At 57.2% G+C, this 18,226-nt stretch carries 19 protein-coding genes; 2 read left to right on the top strand and 17 right to left on the bottom strand.

Features of this window, described 5'->3' with window-relative positions:
* Positions 1–45 precede the first annotated feature (45 nt).
* The 6 genes from GXM22_RS04930 to GXM22_RS04905 all read right to left on the bottom strand — a co-directional run bounded on the left by GXM22_RS04930 (position 46) and on the right by GXM22_RS04905 (position 8,039).
* On the bottom strand, positions 46–978 hold the full coding sequence (locus GXM22_RS04930) for a carbohydrate kinase family protein (protein ID WP_005933392.1): 933 nt from the start codon (positions 976–978) through the stop codon (positions 46–48).
* Between the two features lie 88 nt (positions 979–1,066).
* Complete coding sequence (locus tag GXM22_RS04925) at positions 1,067–3,112, bottom strand: ComEC/Rec2 family competence protein (RefSeq protein WP_242651613.1); 2,046 nt, start codon at positions 3,110–3,112, stop codon at positions 1,067–1,069.
* 68 nt (positions 3,113–3,180) lie between these two features.
* Positions 3,181–3,720, bottom strand: coding sequence for a phosphoribosyltransferase family protein (locus tag GXM22_RS04920; protein ID WP_005933386.1), 540 nt, complete (start codon positions 3,718–3,720; stop codon positions 3,181–3,183).
* A gap of 45 nt (positions 3,721–3,765) precedes the next feature.
* The gene (locus GXM22_RS04915; protein WP_005933383.1) at positions 3,766–4,098 is read right to left on the bottom strand and encodes a histidine triad nucleotide-binding protein; all 333 of its coding nucleotides are present in this window, start codon (positions 4,096–4,098) and stop codon (positions 3,766–3,768) included.
* Between the two features lie 98 nt (positions 4,099–4,196).
* Positions 4,197–6,857: an alanine--tRNA ligase gene (gene alaS, locus GXM22_RS04910; protein WP_005933380.1), complete on the bottom strand. Its 2,661-nt coding sequence runs from the start codon at positions 6,855–6,857 to the stop codon at positions 4,197–4,199.
* A 468-nt stretch (positions 6,858–7,325) separates the two neighbouring features.
* The gene (locus tag GXM22_RS04905) at positions 7,326–8,039 is read right to left on the bottom strand and encodes a hypothetical protein (RefSeq protein WP_005933375.1); all 714 of its coding nucleotides are present in this window, start codon (positions 8,037–8,039) and stop codon (positions 7,326–7,328) included.
* 95 nt (positions 8,040–8,134) lie between these two features.
* On the opposite strand from GXM22_RS04905, the gene GXM22_RS04900 reads away from it, so the two are divergent.
* Positions 8,135–9,085: an RluA family pseudouridine synthase gene (locus GXM22_RS04900; protein ID WP_005933373.1), complete on the top strand. Its 951-nt coding sequence runs from the start codon at positions 8,135–8,137 to the stop codon at positions 9,083–9,085.
* Between the two features lie 62 nt (positions 9,086–9,147).
* On the opposite strand, the gene GXM22_RS04895 is transcribed toward GXM22_RS04900, so the two are convergent.
* The 6 genes from GXM22_RS04895 to GXM22_RS04875 all read right to left on the bottom strand — a co-directional run bounded on the left by GXM22_RS04895 (position 9,148) and on the right by GXM22_RS04875 (position 13,144).
* Positions 9,148–9,774 carry a hypothetical protein gene (locus GXM22_RS04895; RefSeq protein WP_050762791.1) on the bottom strand — a complete coding sequence of 209 codons (627 nt, stop codon included), beginning with the start codon at positions 9,772–9,774 and terminating at the stop codon, positions 9,148–9,150.
* Between the two features lie 147 nt (positions 9,775–9,921).
* A complete protein-coding gene (locus tag GXM22_RS04890) occupies positions 9,922–10,941 on the bottom strand; it encodes an alpha-hydroxy-acid oxidizing protein (RefSeq protein WP_005933369.1) in 1,020 nt (339 codons plus the stop codon).
* Positions 10,942–11,162: 221 nt separating this feature from the next.
* Entirely contained in the window at positions 11,163–12,206 is a 1,044-nt protein-coding gene (locus GXM22_RS04885; RefSeq protein ID WP_005933364.1) for an IS30 family transposase, read from the bottom strand.
* A 62-nt stretch (positions 12,207–12,268) separates the two neighbouring features.
* A complete protein-coding gene (locus tag GXM22_RS04880; protein ID WP_005933361.1) occupies positions 12,269–12,529 on the bottom strand; it encodes a helix-turn-helix domain-containing protein in 261 nt (86 codons plus the stop codon).
* An 81-nt stretch (positions 12,530–12,610) separates the two neighbouring features.
* Complete coding sequence (locus GXM22_RS15340; protein WP_004220727.1) at positions 12,611–12,736, bottom strand: hypothetical protein; 126 nt, start codon at positions 12,734–12,736, stop codon at positions 12,611–12,613.
* Positions 12,737–12,895: 159 nt separating this feature from the next.
* Entirely contained in the window at positions 12,896–13,144 is a 249-nt protein-coding gene (locus tag GXM22_RS04875; RefSeq protein WP_226814961.1) for a helix-turn-helix domain-containing protein, read from the bottom strand.
* A gap of 126 nt (positions 13,145–13,270) precedes the next feature.
* Between GXM22_RS04875 and GXM22_RS04870 the strand changes: the two genes are divergently transcribed.
* Entirely contained in the window at positions 13,271–13,909 is a 639-nt protein-coding gene (locus GXM22_RS04870) for a hypothetical protein (RefSeq protein ID WP_005933354.1), read from the top strand.
* Between the two features lie 65 nt (positions 13,910–13,974).
* Here the strand turns inward: GXM22_RS04870 and GXM22_RS04865 are convergent, their stop codons facing one another.
* The 5 genes from GXM22_RS04865 to GXM22_RS04845 all read right to left on the bottom strand — a co-directional run bounded on the left by GXM22_RS04865 (position 13,975) and on the right by GXM22_RS04845 (position 18,127).
* Positions 13,975–14,502, bottom strand: coding sequence for a hypothetical protein (locus tag GXM22_RS04865; protein ID WP_005933351.1), 528 nt, complete (start codon positions 14,500–14,502; stop codon positions 13,975–13,977).
* Between the two features lie 156 nt (positions 14,503–14,658).
* Positions 14,659–16,242: a phage tail tip lysozyme gene (locus GXM22_RS04860; protein WP_005933346.1), complete on the bottom strand. Its 1,584-nt coding sequence runs from the start codon at positions 16,240–16,242 to the stop codon at positions 14,659–14,661.
* A gap of 11 nt (positions 16,243–16,253) precedes the next feature.
* Positions 16,254–16,634 carry a hypothetical protein gene (locus tag GXM22_RS04855; protein ID WP_005933344.1) on the bottom strand — a complete coding sequence of 127 codons (381 nt, stop codon included), beginning with the start codon at positions 16,632–16,634 and terminating at the stop codon, positions 16,254–16,256.
* A 12-nt stretch (positions 16,635–16,646) separates the two neighbouring features.
* Complete coding sequence (locus tag GXM22_RS04850; RefSeq protein ID WP_005933341.1) at positions 16,647–17,003, bottom strand: hypothetical protein; 357 nt, start codon at positions 17,001–17,003, stop codon at positions 16,647–16,649.
* Entirely contained in the window at positions 16,982–18,127 is a 1,146-nt protein-coding gene (locus tag GXM22_RS04845; protein ID WP_242651611.1) for a reverse transcriptase domain-containing protein, read from the bottom strand. Before GXM22_RS04845 ends, GXM22_RS04850 begins: the two co-directional genes overlap by 22 nt.
* Between the last annotated feature and the right edge of the window lie 99 nt (positions 18,128–18,226).

Raw genomic sequence — 18,226 nt, 5'->3', positions numbered from 1 at the left:
AAAGGGACGGCGTGGAGCACACGCCGTCCCTTTTTACTTGTTCTCTCAATCCACCACCGGGATATCCAGCCCGAACTCAAGGGGGCGGAAGCGGGGGCAGACATTTTCCGTGATGCAGATGACCGAGGCGGCCAGGCGGCTGCCGATCTCACAGGATTCAGCCAGAGTCTTGCCGTAGGTCAAGCCGATGACGGTTCCGGCAAAGAAGGCATCCCCCGCGCCGGTGGTGTCGATGACATCCACCTTTTTTGCGGGCACGATGCCGCACTCGCCGTTGGCACGGGCGAACACAGCGCCCTTGCCGCCCATGGTCACCACCATGCAGGGGATGTTGGCGCTGTGCACATTGCCCGCCAGCACCCTGCACATCTCCTCAGGCTCGAGATGGTCGTAATTGTCCGAGAAGAGCAGCCCAGCCTCCTGCTGGTTGCAGACAAAGCAATCGATCTGCTGCAAAAAGTCCCGGCGCTCCATGGCGATGCTCATGTTGGAAACGGCCGCATACACCTTTTTGCCGTACTTTTTGGCGTATTTCAGGGTCTGCTTGACCGTCTCCTTTTCAAGGTCCAACTCCAGCGCGATACTGTCGCAGTCGGCAAAGATCTCATCCCCCTGCTCAGCCAGCAGGCCGATGAGCGGCGTGGTATCCGGCCGCTTTGAGATGGCGGCAGTCACATCACCCCGGTTGTCAAAGATGGCCAGCCAGGTGCCCATGCCGTCCGGTACCTTTTTGATGAACCGGGTGTTGACCTTGTGGTTCTCCAGCTTGTCAATGACATCCTGACCCATGCCGCTGTCATCGACAAGGCTCACGAAGGTGGGCCGGAGCTCCACGTTGGCGATATCCTCTGCCACGTTGCGGCTCACGCCGCCGTGGACTTGCTCCATTCTGCCCGCGTTGCGCCCGCCGGGGATATAGGTAGAAAGCGGATATCCCTTGATGTCCACAAACACTGCGCCGATGACTACGATGCCCATAAATTTCTTGATTCCTTTCCGGATTTTACTTTGATATCTTCTATTATATAACAGCTCCTGACAAAAAGCCAATTTTTTCTCTCAAAGCCTACTCTGCCCTTGAAAAACTGTGGCAGAGCTGCCCCGAAGAAAGAGCCTCCGGCATCCACCGATAATCGCTGCTCAGGCTCAGGATCGCATCATACTTCACGCAGTCCGGCCGGGCAGGCGAGGCCAGCAGGGTATCCGCCTGCACAGGGGCCGCAAGCGCAGCACTGCCGCTCAGGGTAACAAAGGTCTGCCCGGCGGCATGGATGCGGGCCACACAGCCGTTCCGGGTGCGGAGCACCTCCACCTCTGCCGGACCGCAGCGGACACGGCGGGTGGCATAGAGCGCCATCCGGTCAACGGCAATGCGCTGTTCTGCCCCCATCCGCTGGGCGCTCCGGGGCCTGAGCCGCAGGTCGATCAGGCACTCCACCGTGCGGATATTCCGGCGTTCCAGCGTGGTCTCCACGGCGCACCGGGTCACATCACCGCCGCGGAAGAGGATGACGGCACTCTCGTTCCGGCTGATGACCACCGCCGGGGCATTTCGGCTGCCCACCAGCTCCACCCGGACAACATCTCGATTCAGGGCATTGCCGGTGAAAACGGCAAGCCCCGCCGTCAGCAGAAGGGCAGGCAAGGCCACCCGCAGGCGCACCCTGTTATGGAACGCCAGCCAGCAGAGCCCGGCCAGCAACAGGCAGACCGTGGCGGCATAGGCGGTGTCGAACCAGATCTGTGCCCCGGGCCAGCCGGACACCCAGAGCGCCCAGCGGTCCAGCACCTCTGCCAGAGCTTCCGCGCAGCACGAACACACCCGCTGGGCTGGAGCCAATGCAGGCACAAGTCCCAGCAGGGCCGCCCCCAGACCGGTGAGCAGGATGGGTTCCACCAGCCAGAGCACCGCCGCACCGGACACCAGCGCGTACAGGCTGGTGCTCATCCCCCGCAGCACCAGCACCGGGAAGGTGGCCATGGAGGCGCAGGCCGAAATACAGACCGTTTCCCACAGACTTCCCGCAAGCCCAAGCGCTTTCCGCTTCCAGAACCGGAGGCGGGGGTGCTTTTTCTTTGCCCGTTGTTTTTCCCAGGCTTCCTGACTGCGGCGCACTATGGCTCCTCCGGCCAGGGTGCCAACCACCGCCGCAAAGGAGAGCTGAAAACCCACGTCACAGACGGCATAGCTGTTGCCCGCCGTCATCAGAACACCGGCCACGCCCAGCGAGGTCAGGGCATCCGGCGGGCCGTAGATCCAGACCCCCAGCGCACTGAGCCAGACGGCCCCCGCCGCGCGCAGAACAGAGGGCGTAAAGCCCGTCACGCCCACCAGCAGCAATGCCATCACAGCGCTGAACAGCGCCCTGACCCGGCGGCCGGTATAGCCGCGCAGTCGCTTTTTGCGGCGGGGCAGCAGCCTGCCCAGCACATCGCCGCACAGGATCGAAACGTGCATTCCGCTGACCACCAGCACATGGGAAAGCCCCGCGCCCCGGTAGGCCGTGCGCAGCTCCTTGGAGAGATGGGTGCGGTCGCCTGTAACCATGGCGGCCAGCACGCCCGCCGGGCCGGAGGCCATCCCCTGCCGCAGGGCGGTGCTCAGCCGCTTCTGGAGCCGGGCCGTCCGGGCACGGAAGGAGGTGCTCTGCCCCAGCAGTGCAAAACCTTTCTCATAAGCAGCGTTCAGGGCAATGCCATCGGCCAGGGCATTCAGGCGGGCGGTGTCATCGGGCATTTCCAGCGCAAAGCGGCCCTTGACCCGGTCGCCGGGGCTGCAGGTGGGCAGGCTGGCGCACTCCACTCGGAGGGAGGCCGCCTCCCGATCCACCGTTTCCACCCGCAGGACCGCCCGCACCCTGCCGGGGGAATAGGAAGAGGAGGTACTCTCCACCTCTGCCTCCAGCAGGACACTGCGGCCATCGTAGGCGGTCTGGATCGCATCCCATTTTGCCTGCGTGGAGCCGGTCAGCACAAGGCCCAGCACTGCCCCCAGGATCAGGCAGATGCCATAGCCCCAGGCCGGATTTTGGCGCAAACGGCCCGCCAGCGCCCACAGCAGACCGGCAATAAAAAATGCCGCAAACGGCACAAAACGTCCCGTTTGCGGCAAAAAGGCGCACACCAACTCCAGCCCCAGCGTTCCTGCGCAGAAAACACAGAGCGGGCGGCGCATCTTACTTAGTGGAAGAACAGGGGCAGCGGCTCAAGGAAGATGATATCCTTGCGCTCGGCTGCATCGCCCTCGGCCAGAACAGCGGCCTGGCCCACGATGGTGCACTGGGTCTTTTCTGCCAGTGCGTCCAGCGCCTTCAGGGAGCCGCCGGTGGAGATGACATCATCCACCACAAGCACACGCTTGCCGTTCATCTTGTCCAGCTCCTTGCGGTCGATGACCAGCTTCTGCTTGCCTGCGGTGGTGATGGACTGATCCTCCACCACGACAGGGTCGGCCATATAGAGCTTTTCGCCCTTGCGTGCGCAGATGTAGGGCTTGCCGCTCTGGCGGCTCATCTCGTGTGCCAGAGGGATGCCCTTGGCCTCAGCGGTCAGCAGGATATCAAACTCGGGGCACTTTTTCAGCAGCTCGGTGGCAGCAGCCACGGTCAGCTCTGCATCGCCCAGCATGATGAAGGCCGCAATGTCCATGTGGTCGTTCACCTTGCAGATGGTCAGTTCACGGGTCAGGCCCGCAACATTCAGGGTATAAGTCTTTGCCATAACAATTCCCTTCCTTTTGTTCGATCCGTTATTTTTATGCGCGGCTCAGACAGGCAGCTTCTCGCCGCCCAGCACATGGAAATGCAGGTGCTTCACGGTCTGGCCGGCATCCTCGCCGACATTGGAGATCACGCGGTAGCCGTTGTCCAGGCCGACTTCCTTGGCCAGCTTGGCGATCACGGCAAAGATATGGCCCAGCAGGGCACCGTCCTCCTCCGTCAGGGCAGCGGCACTCTGGATGTGCTTTTTGGGCACAACAAGAAAGTGCACCTTGGCCTGAGGGTTGATATCGTAAAACGCCACGACCTGATCGTCCTCATACAGCTTGTTAGAGGGGATCTTGCCCTCGGCGATCATGCAAAACAGACAATCTTCCATGGGAATTGCTCCTTTCGGGTTTTTATTTCTTCCCCATTCTTGGCTCCCCTATTAGGGGAGCTGTCAGCGCCTGCAAGCGCTGACTGAGAGGTTTAGTTTCAGCCCAGCTGCTTCTCAACGATGCCCTTGACAGCGGCCAGAGCCTCGTCGATCTTGGTCTCGTCCTTCAGGCCGGCCATTGCAAAGTCGGGCTTGCCGCCGCCCTTGCCGCCTGCAATGGCACTGATCTCCTTGACCAGCACGCCAGCCTTGAGGCCCTTTTCCTGTGCCAGCTTGTTCACGGTGACAGCCATGGTGACCTTATCCTCAGCCTTGCCCACCAGAACAGCGACCACAGGGTTGACAGCCTTGTCGCGGATGCTGTCGCACATACCGCGCAGGGTGTCGCCGGTGGTGCCGGTGAAGTAGGCAGAAGCGATCTTCACGCCGCTCACTTCCTCAGCATTGTCGAACAGGCTGTTGACCTTGGAAGCGGCGACCTTGGCCTTGATCTCCTCCAGCTCCTTGCTCATGGCCTTGTTCTCGGCCATGACGGCCTCGGCACGGATGGGCAGAGAGGTGATGTTGTTGGCCTTCAGGGTGTTGGCCACGGTGTGCAGCATTGCCTCCTGCAGATTTGCACGGACGAGCAGGTTGCGGCCGGTGACAGCCTCGATGCGGCGGATACCGGCGGCAACAGAGGATTCGCTGACGATCTTGAAGCCGCCAATCTGGGCGGTGTTCTTGACGTGGGTGCCGCCGCAGAACTCGGTGGACCAGCCCTCGATGTTCACAACGCGGACGACCTTGCCGTACTTCTCGCCGAACAGGGCCATTGCGCCCAGCTTCTTGGCCTCCTCGATGGGCATCTCCTTGACGGTGACGTTCATCGACTCGTAGATCTTATCGTTGACGATCTTCTGCACCCGGGCCAGCTCCTCAGGCGTGACGGCGCTGAAGTGGGTGAAGTCGAAGTGGGTGATCTCCGCATCCTGATAGGAGCCTGCCTGATGGACATGGTCGCCCAGCACCTCACGCAGGGCAGCCTGCAGCAGATGGGTCGCGGTGTGGTTGCGGCAGACGGACATCCGGTATTCCTTGTCCACCTGAGCGTTCAGGTGGTCGCCCACCTTGACGATGCCGCTCTCCAGCACGCAGGTGTGGACGTAGTAGCCCTTGGGAGTCTTTTTCACGTCCAGCACACGCAGGCTGCACTCGGGGCCGGTCAGCAGGCCGTTGTCCGCCACCTGACCGCCCATCTCAGCGTAGAACGGGGTCTTGTCCAGAACCACCAGCACGCCGTCCTTTGCCTCCTCATCGGTGGCAATGGCATCGGTCAGGGTCTCCTCGTCGCTCAGGGCAACCACAACGCCGGTGTCGTTCAGGGTCTCATAGCCGGTAAAGACAGTGGGCTCAACGGTCAGGCCGCCGAACAGGTCCTCGCTCCAGCCGGAGATGTTCTTCTTCAGACGCTCGGCACGGGCGCGCTCCTTCTGCTTCTTCATCTCAGCATGGAAGCCGTCCTCGTCGATCTCAATGCCCTGCTCGGCAGCGATCTCCTTGGTCAGGTCGAGGGGGAAGCCGAAGGTATCGTTCAGCTTGAACACGTCCAGACCCTTGAGCAGGTGCTGGTGTGCCTTTTCCAGGCCGTCGATCATGTTGTTCAGGATGTTCATACCGGCATCGATGGTGCGGGCAAAGTTTGCCTCCTCGGTGCCGATGACCTTCTTGATATAGGCATCGTGCTCACGCAGCTCGGGGTAAGCGCTCTCGCTGGACTGGATGACCGTCTCCACCAGTTCCACCAGGAAGGGGCGGGAGATGCCCAGCATCCGGCCATGGCGGGCAGCGCGGCGGAGCAGACGGCGCAGAACGTAGCCGCGGCCCTCGTTGGAGGGCAGGATGCCGTCAGACACCATGAAGGTGCAGCTGCGGATGTGGTCGGTGATGACACGGATGGAGATGTCATCCTTGGCGTTCTCACCGTAGGTCTTACCGGCAATGTGCTCCACATGGTGCAGCACGCTCTGAACGGTATCCACCTCAAACAGGTTGCCCACGCCCTGCATCACGCAGGCCAGACGCTCCAGGCCCATGCCGGTATCGATGTTGGGGCGTGCCAGACGCTCGTAGTGGCCCTTGCCGTCGGCATCGAACTGGCTGAACACCAGGTTCCAGATCTCCATATAGCGGTCGCAGTCACAGCCCACGCCGCAGGTCGGCTTGCCGCAGCCGTACTCGGGGCCGCGGTCAAAGTAAATCTCAGAGCAGGGGCCGCAGGGGCCGGAGCCGTGCTCCCAGAAGTTGTCCTCCTTGCCCAGACGCACCATGTGGTCCGGAGCAATGCCCACCTTCTTGGTCCAGATATCGTAAGCCTCGTCGTCCTCTTCGTAGACGGAGATGTGCAGCTTATCCTTGGGGATGGCCATCCACTCGTCGCTGGTCAGAAACTCCCATGCCCAGGGAATGACCTCCTCCTTGAAGTAATCCTGGAAGGAGAAGTTGCCCAGCATCTCAAAGAAGGTGCCGTGGCGGGCGGTGATGCCCACGCGCTCGATATCCGGCGTACGGATGCACTTCTGGCAGGTGGTCACACGGTGGCGGGGCGGCTCTTCCTGCGCCAGGAACCACTTTTTCATGGGGGCCATGCCGCTGTTGATCAGCAGCAGGCTGGGGTCGTTCTTCGGCACCAGCGGGAAGCTGTCCAGACGCAGGTGGCCCTTGCTCTCAAAGAAGCTCAGGTACTTTTCACGCAGTTCATTCAAACCGGTCCATTGCATAGGTTTTCTCTCCTCAATTGTCCTTGGCGTTTGCACGTCAGTTTTTATGATGTTATGGCAGAGGGGCGGGCAGGCGCAAAAACAAAAACAGCCCCATCCCAAAAGGGACGAGGCTGTGTAAAACTGCTCCGTGGTACCACCCAAATTGCAAAGGATAAAACTGCTTATCCCCTGCCGCTTTCGGCGCGGTAACGCTGCGCTGCGTCCGACTTGTTTCGCCGGAAGCTCCGGGGCGGCACGAAACGAGACCTGCCGGAGCGCCTTGCAGCTGGGAGCGCTCTCTCTGGGCGGCGGTATGCATTTCTGACCCCATCATTGCCATCTGTCATAATTCACGTTTTGCCGCAAAGGCGCATATCCGCCCTTTGCGTACACTTAAATTATAGCATGGGCTCTGCGTTTGTCAACTCTTTTCCGGCAAAAACCTTTCCTCATAGACAAAGCAGGCCAGCGGCAGCGCTTGAGAGGTTACGGCACCCAGATGCGGCGCACCTCCTGCACCTTGCCGCCCTGCACCACCAGCGTGGTATTATACACCGTCCAATTGTCCTGGTCTGCATTGATGGCAGCCGCCACGGCAGAAGCGCCGGTGGTCTCCACCGCTTCGGCCTGCGGGTCAGCAGAGCTGTCCTTCAGCACCACGTCCTCTGCCAGCGGCAGCGTCTTTTCGCCCATCTCATAGTAGACAGGATAGTCGTCAAAGGTCATCGTGCGGTAGGTGTCATCGTCCAGCAGCAGGTCAAGACCGTCCTGCTCCTCCATGCCGCCGTTGATGCTTACAAGATGGTACTGGTCATTCTTCTCGATGCTCTCCACTGCAACGGTCACAAACTGGTTCCATGCAGCACCCTCCTCGTGGGAGGTGATTTTGTCGCCAACGGCAAGGTTTTCAATATCCTCTTTTTTATAGAGGTCATAGCTGAAGATCTTTGCGGTCAGGCTGCCATCCTGCACACCAGAGGTGATCTCCGCCGGAATAAAGGTGACCGTATCCTCCCTGTCGAGGTCATCCAGCGTCCACGTCAGCATGTTGATGGGTTCTGTCACACCTTCCTCAGCCACATGGGAGGAGGCCGGCACTGCACTGGATGCGGGGGTGCTGGCGGGGGCACCGGAGCTGCCGCAGGCCGTCAGTGCGATACCCGCAGCCAGAACAGCCAGAATCTTATATTTCAGGTTCATAAAAACACCTTCTTTCTTGACGCGGTAGATTTATTCCGCTACAATAAAAACGATTCAAAGACACATTCTATTTCAAGATAGAGAGGAAAATTTCCGTGAAAATCTTAAAAGTAAAATGTCTGGCCCCCACCCGGCTCGACAACTATCTGATGCAGCAGTTCCCGGCACTGAACCCGGGCCGCCTGAACAAGGCTCTGCGGGAGAACAAGATCAAGCTGAACGGCAAAAAGCAGCCCCTTTCCACCCGCGTAATGGCGGGCGACGAGATCAAGCTGTTCATCCTGGACGAGGTGCTGGATGCCGACAAGCGGGTGGAAGGCCCGGCGTGGAAGAACGCCCGCGGCCCGGCACAGGTCATCTACGACTGCCCGCAGATCCTTGTGGTGAACAAGCCCGCAGGCCTTGCCGTGGACGGCCCCGAGGACGACACCCTGCTCAACCGTGCTCTGCTCTACCTCAACCAGCAGGGTGAGTACAAGGAGAACGATCTGTACACTCCGGCCCTCTGCCACCGGCTGGACACCGGCACCAGCGGCTTGGTCATCATTGCCAAGACCCCCGAGGCCGAGCAGCTGTTCCTCGAGGTCATCAAAAACCGCGAGGTCAAAAAGACCTACCTCTGCGTCACCTTTGGCCGCCCCACCCCGCCGGACGGCACTCTGGGCGGCTACCTGCTCAAGGATGCAGACCGGGGCATCGTGAAGATCGTGCCCGACAAGCAGCCCGGTGCCAAAGACGTGGAGACCCAGTACGAGACCGTTGCCGTCTCCGGCCGTCTGGCCCTGCTCAAGGTCCGGCTCATCACCGGCCGCACCCACCAGATCCGCGCCCACATGGCAAGCATCGGCTGCCCCATCCTGGGCGACAGCAAATACGGCAACAACACCGCCAACCGGGAGCTTAAGCTCAAGTATCAGGCCCTCTGCGCCTGGGAGCTGGTCCTCCCCCGCTTCGCCTCCCCCGACTTCGCCGACCTTTCCGGCAAGACCTTCCGCGCACCGAAGCCCTGGTATTACCAGCAGGTGCTGGATGGAACGTTGAAGTAAGTTTCCTCCGCAGCCCAAAACGGCATCTCTCCATTTGATTGGAAAGATGCCGTTTTTCTTACTTATTTGCTTGAAAAATACTCATCACAGAATGCAAACCAAAGTTTTTCATAATCCTCATGCTTTACCTCAATCAATTGATACGGAGATACAATATTCCGTTTGATAGCTTCTGCTGCAAAATCTCTGACATAATCGCCAGCCTCTGTATAAAATCCATACACATTTTGGATTCCTTTTTCAGCTGCCACAAACAATCGTGTATGACCATCCACGGAAACATTATGGCCTTCCCAATTCACAAGCGGAATTATCAAGTCTTCTTCTGTATGAACAAAGTCACTTACAGCTTGCTTTTTGATTTCATCCACATAAAACTGTGAAGGCTGAATCTCTGCCATAGGAATCTTCACTAGTTCTACCGCAGGGTATGTTTTCACCAGATTATTTGTTTCGTCCCAAAAATTCGTAATATGTTCGGCATAAAATCGAAATTCATCTATCACAGCTTCATAGAAATTCGAGTTCTTTCCTCTTATAATCGCATCTGTTTTCGACACAATTTCCACTTCATACGGGTCATCTCCAACAAGAAATGCTCCATGTTGATTCAGAACTTTTTTCAAAAATCGATCATCCAGATATGTGTTTACTCGATTTACTCCAGGCATATATTCTTTTTGCTTCATCGTTTTATATTTCATCCTTTTATCTTATCAGCCCCACCGATTTCCCGAACCACCAGCTTCATCTTACCATAGTTTCTGTTCTGTGGCAACAAAAAGCGGCACCTCTCCGTGCAAACGGAAGGATGCCGCTTTTCTTATGCTAGTTCATCAGATCCTCACCATATCCCGGGTGATCTCGGCCAGAGAGTGTGCGCCGCACATCTGCATGGTATCGGCCAGCTCGGCGGCGATCTTGTCGATGTAGCACTTCACGCCTTCCTCGCCGCCGCCGTAGACTGCGGTGACAAAGGGGCGGCAGATGAGCACAGCGTCAGCACCCAGAGCCAACGCCTTGAACACATCCACGCCGGTGCGGATGCCGCCATCCACCAGAATCTTCACGCCGCTGCCCTTGAGGGCTTCAGCGATCTCCGGCAGGACCTCGGCAGTGGCGGGGCACTGATCCAGCACACGACCGCCGTGGTTGGAGACCACGATAGCAGCAGCACCGGCTTCCTTGGCCTTGAGGGCACCCTTGACGGTCATCACACCCTTGACGATGAAGGGGCGCTCGGCCAGCTTGACGATCTCGGCCAGCTCGGCAACGCTCTTGCTGCCGGCGGGCGGGGTCATATTCTTCAGGAAGGGCAGACCGGCGGCATCCACGTCCATGGCAACGGCAAAGCAGCCGCTGGCCTTGGCCTGCTCCATCTTGGCCTTGACAGTGTCAATGTTCCAGGGCTTGATGGTGGGCACGCCGCAGCCGCCTGCAGCGCCAATGGCCTTGGTGGCCATAGTCATCACGTCGGGGTTGGTGCCGTCACCCGTAAAGGCGGCAATGCCGTTTTCGGCACAGGCGCGCACCAGCACGTCATTGTAGGTCATATCGGTGTAGGTGTCGGAATAGTGGAGGTTCACCGCACCCACAGGGCCTGCAAAGAAGGGATACCTGAAGGTTTTGCCAAACAGCTCCACACCGGTGTCGGGGGTGCTGTTCTCGCACAGGGTGTCCATGTTCACCCGGATCTCCGCCCACTTATTATAATTGCGGATGGCCGTATCGCCCACGCCCTTGGCACCGGGGCCGGGGATCTGGTTTTTGCAGGCCACACCGTTGCACACGGGGCAGGCCTTGCAGTACTGCCCGATGCACTGGCGGGCATTGTTCAAAACATCAGCGTAATTCATATTGCATCCTCCTGTTCAGGTTCCCTTTTTCGAGCGGAACCTGCAAATTCCAACCGTTCTCTGCCCACATCATAGTCCGTTTTTATGGGTTCGTCAAGGGGATCAGCGGGTCCCGCTTTTTCTAACGAAAAAATGTATGGCGCAGAAACGTTGATTTTTAGATTTTTCAAATTTTTTGGGAAAAGTCAAGAGTAAATGCGAAAAAAATTAAATAAATTTTATTAGGCCCCCAAAAGGGCGTCCATTTGCTCTTGAAATACTGCACTGGCTGGCAAAAATCCGAGGATCTTCCGCGGGTAGTTGTTCAGCCAGTTTGTTATTGTCTGAATCACTTCGGCGCCGATCTCGTCGAAGTTCGTCCCCTTTGGCAGCCAGCGGCGGATCATCTTGTTGAGGTTCTCGTTACTTCCGCGCTCGTATGAGCTGTACGGGTGGCAGTAGTAGCACTTCGTCCGGGATCCCTCCGCCAGTATGCTGCGCTCTATGCCGGGACAGTCCGCAAACTCGCTGCCGTTGTCTACGGTGATTGTTTGGAACACGCGAGGGAAAAGCTCGCCCCATTCCTTTTCCAGATCGTCGAGGGCCTGCACCACGCTGGCCGCGCTCTTGTCCGGGAGCTTGGCCGTGATCTCGTTCCGGGTGAGTCTCTCAGTCAGGACGAGGATCGCAGCCTTACCCGGTCTGGCACTCACTACGGTGTCCATTTCCCAGTGCCCGAAGGTGGAACGCTCGCCGATTATCTCCGGGCGCTTTTCTATGCTTTCGCCCTTCGGTGCGCGTTTCTGAGTCTGTACCTTGTGGTAGCTGCGCTTCTTGTCACCCTTGACCGGGAGGTCTTTGTTTGTGAGTCTGAGGAAGATCCCTTTCTCGATATAACTGTAAATGGTGTTTTTGCTCTTGATCTCTGTGTTGAACTGGAGCCCTTGCGCTTTGATTTCTCCCAGCACGGCCTCCGGGCTGTACTTTTCGTCTGCGATCTTGGTTTCTATATATTCAGCGAGGCGGTGATCGTTTCCGATTTTCAAGTCGGCGCCTTTGGCCGCAAGGTTGGCCCGGTATTTCATTTCGCTGAGGTCTGAACTGTATCGAGTTTCCTCTGTCCAGTCGCTATTCCGGTGCGTGTACTGTCCGCGCTGCAGCTCGCGGTATATTGTGCTAATATGTACGCCGACGACTTCCGCGATCTCTTTCGGAGTCTTGCCGTCATTGTTCAGGGTTTCGATTCGGATCCGGTCGGACTTGCTCAGGTGTTTGAATCTTCTCATGGTTTTACCTCCAGTATACAAAAATAAGGGGCAGCCGAAGCCGCCCCTTGAATGTGTGGTGCTTATTTCTCATACTCTGCTAAAAGCTCGGACGTTTCCGCGTCGGTCACAATGTCCGAAAGTTTACAACTCAGTGCTTTGCAGATCCGCAGCAGCGTGGTGAGCTGCGCCTTACTTATATCCCGGTCGCCCTGTTCGTATTTCTGATACATTCGGACGTTTACCCCGGCGGCTTCCGCGAGCTGCGACTGGGAGAGGCCAGCGGCCTGTCTGAGCTTTTGCAGTTTTTCGTTTTTATAATTTACCTTTACCGTGATTTCCATGTGTCGGCCTCCTTCTTGACTTTGTTGTAGCCGGTGGATATAATAAAGGCGGTGGGTGGGAATTTCCCACCGCCGGAACCTTTAGGACTGCTTAGGTTTTTGATTTGGCTTTATTGTTATCGTGATCCGTTCCACCGCTTCACTTCTTAAAGCCTTTTCGAGAACTTCGAGCAGTTCTTTTGTTTGCTTTTCTTTCTGTTCGTCCACCGTTGTGTCCTCCTTTCGCTTGTTCTGTTTTCCTCCTTTTTTCTTACTCAGGTTTTCCCTTACCTTGTAATATTATTATACACCTACGGGTGTATATAGTCAAGCTCATTTCCCACATTTTCGCGCTTTTTCGCATAAAAAAAGAGACGGTTTCCCGCCTCATTTTTCATATTCCAGCAGTGTGCAAACTGGCACGCCGAGCACCGTCGCAAAATAGCCCAGCTCGAAGTCTGGCACTACACGGTCGCCGGTTTCGATCCGGCTCACTGCCTTCTGATTCAGATTCAGCCCAGCCAGTTGTAGCTTGGCGGCGAGCTGTTCCTGAGATATTCCCGCCCTTTCGCGGAGGGCCCGGATCGCAGGGCCGGAGGCGTTGCACGTTCCATTCGTGTACTTGTAGAGTTTCAACCTTTCACCCTCCTTTATCCCAAACATGACTGATAGCTTCTTGACTTTACCATGGCCGGGCGCCTATAATTATCCCAAACATGACTAAAAGCGAATAAACGCAAAAAAGAATTAGGAGGGCATGGCATGGTTGGAAAGAAAGGCCCGTTCGGCGGGTTTTGTAATTATGGAATTTTTGGGATCTGGGGAAAAGATCCGGGGACAGGAAAGAAAAAGTACAAAAAGGTGGACGCCGGTTCAGAAGCGGCAGCAGTAGAGAAGGCGGCAGCCCTTGGCTGCGTGGATCCGCAGAGTGTTGAGGCGATCCCATTCCTGCCGCCATCTGAAAAGCAGCAGCGGTACGCCGCAGATCTTGGCGTTCGTCTCCCAGAAGGTTGCACGGTTGTGGACGCCACCGCGTTGATCAGCAGGGCGGAGATCGGAGACGATCGGGATCCCGCTCCCGGTCTTGTGGAGTATGCTCAGAGCTGTGGCGTTTGTTTCTCTACGTTGGCCGGAGAGGGTGGTCTGCTCGACTGTATGGTCTGCCAGCTTCCGATCAGGGAGAAGGCGATCCTTTTCGCCCATGCGGTTGCTGCCAGTGTTTCCGGATCCGCTCTGGAGGATCCTCGAAAAGCTCCGCAGTATTTGAAGTTTTGCCAGTTTGCCGATCAGGTGGTGGCGGATCCTGCTCTTGCAAAGTCAGTAGAGGGCCGCGATCGCTACGACTTTCAGAAGCCAAACACGAGATCGAAGGCATATAAGGCGGCGCTGGCCTGCTTATAAAAAATAGCCCGGTAGGAGATAACACTCCCGCCGGGCTTTCTTTATGTCCTGAACGTGTCAGGGGCCTATTCTGTTTTAGATTCAGCGGCCGGGGCTTCGGCTGCGAGCTGCTGCACCGCAGTGGTGGCGATCGTTGCCGCTACACTTGCCGCGGTTGTTGCTGCGTCGGCCGTTGCTGCCTTGATCTGTGACTCGCTGGCGGCCTTGGTTTCTCTGCATACCTGCTCGATCTTGGTTTCGAGCCATGCGTCGAAGTCGCCGTAAATCTCACGGAGGGCGGCCACGGTTGTGTCGCCGAGGATCTCCAGTGTCTTGTTTTTGGACTTCTCGAAGGCTTCGAGCTGCTTCTCTTTGGTGAATTTGCCCTCGGCTTTCAGTGAGTCCGCGAACGTCTGGGCTGTGTAGGCCACGGCCTGAGCTACGGCGTCCACTGCCATGTTCATGTATTTGGTGGCCGTCTCATTGTCCAGATCTTTCTCGATCTGGGCTGTCTGGCGTTTGAGCAGCGCCACGAGGTAGGCACCACCGGCAGTAATAAGCAGGCAGAGGATCGGCGTCGCTGCGTTGAGGATCTGAGTCATAGCTTCGTTCATGGTGTTGATTCTCCTTTCTATTCTTTCCCGGATAGTACGGGCAGCTTTTGCAGTCTGCTGCGTCGCATGGTGAGCCGTCCCACTCCACGAGGGAGCGGATCCAGATCGCATGGACGGCCACGGCCACGATCAGCAGCAGAACATTGGCGGCCGTGCTCATTTCGAGACGTTGGCCGCGTCCACCCAGCCGTAGACATTGGACTGGCTGTCAGTGTGTACGATATGGTACGGGTGCTTTGCGCCCTTCACAATTCTGGTGACTTTGGCCGGGCCAGCTTTCGGAGTTCCGGCAGCAGTCGAAGCTGCAGCGCTTCCGTAGTGAGAGCCGCCAGAGAACTGAACCACGTCGCCGACTTTGATCTCAGAGTTCGTGGATCCGGCAGTGCTTCCGCCGTCGGTCGTCACGATTGCGTCGAAGCCCTTCGCTTTCAGCTTTTTGACTTCGGCGTCGGCGTTTTCTTTCTTGGAGTAGGCGCCGGTCTGCACCTTGTAGAAGCCGCCGGACTGTTTGAGAATGGCGTCAAAACCGGCAGCTTTCACCTTTTTGAGCTGAGTGTCGGCGTTTGCCTTCTGCTTATAGGCTCCCGTCTGGACGTAGTATTTCACGCCAGAGCCGCCGGAAGGCGTAGAACTTCCACCGGAGCTGCCGGAGTCAGTAGAGCCGAGCAGCGCATTGATTCTGTCGGCGAGCTCTCCGTATCTGGAATAAAGCCAGTCGCCGGGGCACGATTTATTCGCAAACCAGCGGTGTGCGGTGAGGACGATCTCGTTCGCCTTCGGCTCGTATGTGAGAGCTTTCTCCTTGCTGCCGAGCCAGAGCACCTTCGTTTTTCCGTTTCTCTTGCAGATGTCAGCGCAGAGCTTGATCAGTTTCTCATAAACTGCGGACTTCATGGCGTATGGTTCGGACTTATCACTGGCGCACTCGATCGTGATCGCTCTCTGGTCGTTTGCGTTGCTGGAGCTGCACCAGCTACGGTTGCACTCGTCCACGATCAGGCAGACGCGGCCGTCGTACCCGATCCCGTAGTTGCAGCTTGCGTCCCTGCCTTTAGGGAAGCAGGCGCCGATCGTTTCGGCGGATAACTGGCCGACTACGCAGTGCGGAGTCAGGCGGTCGATCGAATGGGTTCTTTTTCCGCTGTGGTTAGGGCTGTAAACTGTGCAGTCCACTAATGGGCTATTGCTCATGGTTTTACCTCCTTGTGTGTCGTTGGTTGTCTTGGTTGCGTATTTGTCGAAGTAGGTCTGCCCGTAGCTGGCCCGTTTCGTCTGGACGCTTGCGCTCTGATCCTTTGGCTGTTCATATTTGAGCAGTACGGCGTCGGAAGCCTGTCTCACACTGGTTGCCTTTTTCAGCGTGGCCAGCACTGCGGCGTAGTTTTCGCCGAGCTCTTTCCAGAGGAAGCCGAGCTGAGTCTCCAGATCTCCAATCGAGGCACCGGCAGCCTTGACATAATTCAGGAGCGCCTCCTTGCGGCTCCAGTATGTCCACTGGGCGAGGCCGTAGCCTGCGGAGTCATGCGTGAAGCCGGTATACTTTCCGGAGTCCACCGCTTCGGTGTAGCTGTTGTCTGTATAGCCGAGCTTTTTCTCGTAGGTGTTCTGGAGGTTGTGAGGGTTGAGCCCGCTCTCTGCGAACAGGTTCCCCATAAGCCCGGCGGCTCCGTATGAGTTCAGGCCCTTGCCGGTGAGAAAATTCCAGATCTTTTCCTCGTTGTTTTTTCCTGTGAGTGACATGTTCCACCTCCTTAGAAGTCGTTGAAGTTGTCCGCCTCTGGCTGCACGCCGTTGGCGTTCATCAATTTGATTTTGTTTTCAGCCTTGGCCTTCGTGTAGTAAAAACCGGTCGCGCTCGCCATTTCAGCGAACACGGCCGGGATCAGGTAGGCGAGGGCCGAGGTGTCCATGGTGGAGTAGATGATCCAGCAGGAAAAGACGGTGATCGAGATCGTCACGATTGAAACGCCGCAGAAGATAATTTTTGAAAATTCCACCTTTTTGCTGGCGGCTGCAGCCTCTCTCATTCGTTTGATCTGTTTCCGGAGCCGACGGTTTTCGGCTGTCAGCTCTTGGATCCGTTCCTCCGGATCTGTTCCGGTTTCTACCGGTTCCAGTGTTTCCTCGGTCATGGTGTCACCTCCTTAGCTTTCATAAATGGACTCGATCCCCTGCTTTGTCAGGAAGTCCTTCTGCTCGTGTTTGACCTTGGCGGCGTAGTCGAGGGCCGCGTGCATGTCACCGTTGCAGTGGGCGTCCGGGATCCGCTGCACGGCTCTGGCCGTGGCTTCTCCGAGGGCGATCGCGGCGTTCACTCCCTGCACTAAAAAAAGCTCCTGCTGTTCGTGGAGCTTTTCGCGCTTGTCCTGAGCTTCTCGTCGTGTTTTTTCTTCTTCCTCCAGTTTCTTGCTCTGTTTCTGGATTTTCTGCTCGATACACCAGAAACAGAACCCAGTGATCGCCGAAGGAAGGCAGGCGATCAAAACTGATTCAATTCCCATTGTGTCACCTCCTGCGGCAGCTCTATGTCTGCCATTTCTTTGCGTTTGAAAATAATATTTTTCTCGATCCATTTCTGGAGCCCGTGAGTGGAGCAGTGCCCCATAAGTCCGAAGTAGCTCTGCATGGTCGCGTCTACCGCGTCGAAGTCGATCAGCCCGGCCTCGTATTCTTTCGCTATGTAGCGCATACGGGCCTTCATTTTCTTGACCGACTGAGCCGTCGGCTTGCGGTACCCCGGATAGATCCGGCAGCCCACGAAGGTGATCCCGCGCTCGACGAGCCCGATCGTGGTTTTGCTGTTCAATTCGAGGTGCAGGACTTCGTTCAGATACTTCTCGATCGCAGTCCTCCACCGGTTCAGGGTGGCCGCGTCAGGATAGAGCAGCGCCATGTCGTCCATGTATCTGTCGTAAAAATGGGCTTTCAGCTCGTGCTTGATATACTGATCCAGCTCATTGAGGCAGACGTTCGCGAGTAGCTGGCTCGTGAGGTTTCCGATCGGCATACCTACCTCGAACAGTCTTTCAGACGGTGGGATCTCGTCGGCGGACTTTCCCGGAGGCAGTCCGAAGGGCGTATGGTCGCAATTTATAATCGTTTCCATAAGCCAGAGGTATCCGTCCTCGTTCGGGAACTTCCGGCGGAGTATGTCGAGCAGTACCCTGTGATCCACCCGGTAAAAATACTTTGATACGTCCAGTTTCAGGTAGTACCATTTGCCCGGCTTTCGATCCACGAGCGTGCACCAGTATTGAAGCCGGTCGGCTGCTCTGGTGGTTCCTTTTCCCACCCTGCACCCGTAGCTGTGGTATATCATGCCATTGTCGAGGTACTGGTTTGTCTGGAGGTAGATCGCCCACTGCACGACACGATCCCGGAAGCCCAGAGCCATGACGAGCCGTTTCTTCGGTTCATGGACGTAGAACTGCCGGTACCGGCCCACTTTGTAGGTGTGCCAGATCAAGTCGTTTTGTATGCTGATCAGGTTTTCCTCCAGATTCGCCGCGAAGGCGGTCACGTCGTTGCGGTACCACTTCTCGCTTGCTGCCTCGTGGTATGCGTCCAGAAGATTCTCCCACGAGTATATTCTCTCCAGAAGGGAGGGCTGGTTTCTTGGATCCATGTCCTCGTTCCTCCTTGTGTTGTCATAATTATGGCCCGCGTTGTGACATTCCTCGGTGAGATCTTTCCTCTGCGGCCGCCACGCCGCAGGATCCGGATC

It is taken from the genome of Faecalibacterium duncaniae, assembly GCF_010509575.1.
GTDB classification, from domain to species: domain Bacteria; phylum Bacillota; class Clostridia; order Oscillospirales; family Ruminococcaceae; genus Faecalibacterium; species Faecalibacterium duncaniae.
The sequence above is the reverse complement of the archived record's forward strand: the minus strand, read 5'-3'. Positions and strand labels throughout refer to the sequence as shown.

Bases quoted from the DNA above. Each gene is read 5' to 3' on its own strand.
- alaS (WP_005933380.1), bottom strand. From the start codon at position 6,857: ATGCAATGGACCGGTTTGAATGAACTGCGTGAAAAGTACCTGAGCTTC.
- GXM22_RS04905 (WP_005933375.1), bottom strand. From the start codon at position 8,039: ATGAACCTGAAATATAAGATTCTGGCTGTTCTGGCTGCGGGTATCGCA.
- GXM22_RS04855 (WP_005933344.1), bottom strand. From the start codon at position 16,634: ATGACCGAGGAAACACTGGAACCGGTAGAAACCGGAACAGATCCGGAG.
- GXM22_RS04880 (WP_005933361.1), bottom strand. From the start codon at position 12,529: ATGGAAATCACGGTAAAGGTAAATTATAAAAACGAAAAACTGCAAAAG.
- GXM22_RS04850 (WP_005933341.1), bottom strand. From the start codon at position 17,003: ATGGGAATTGAATCAGTTTTGATCGCCTGCCTTCCTTCGGCGATCACT.
- GXM22_RS04885 (WP_005933364.1), bottom strand. From the start codon at position 12,206: ATGAGAAGATTCAAACACCTGAGCAAGTCCGACCGGATCCGAATCGAA.
- GXM22_RS04915 (WP_005933383.1), bottom strand. From the start codon at position 4,098: ATGGAAGATTGTCTGTTTTGCATGATCGCCGAGGGCAAGATCCCCTCT.
- GXM22_RS04865 (WP_005933351.1), bottom strand. From the start codon at position 14,502: ATGAACGAAGCTATGACTCAGATCCTCAACGCAGCGACGCCGATCCTC.
- GXM22_RS04895 (WP_050762791.1), bottom strand. From the start codon at position 9,774: ATGAAGCAAAAAGAATATATGCCTGGAGTAAATCGAGTAAACACATAT.
- GXM22_RS04930 (WP_005933392.1), bottom strand. From the start codon at position 978: ATGGGCATCGTAGTCATCGGCGCAGTGTTTGTGGACATCAAGGGATAT.
- GXM22_RS04920 (WP_005933386.1), bottom strand. From the start codon at position 3,720: ATGGCAAAGACTTATACCCTGAATGTTGCGGGCCTGACCCGTGAACTG.
- GXM22_RS04845 (WP_242651611.1), bottom strand. From the start codon at position 18,127: ATGGATCCAAGAAACCAGCCCTCCCTTCTGGAGAGAATATACTCGTGG.
- GXM22_RS04870 (WP_005933354.1), top strand. From the start codon at position 13,271: ATGGTTGGAAAGAAAGGCCCGTTCGGCGGGTTTTGTAATTATGGAATT.
- GXM22_RS04890 (WP_005933369.1), bottom strand. From the start codon at position 10,941: ATGAATTACGCTGATGTTTTGAACAATGCCCGCCAGTGCATCGGGCAG.
- GXM22_RS04860 (WP_005933346.1), bottom strand. From the start codon at position 16,242: ATGTCACTCACAGGAAAAAACAACGAGGAAAAGATCTGGAATTTTCTC.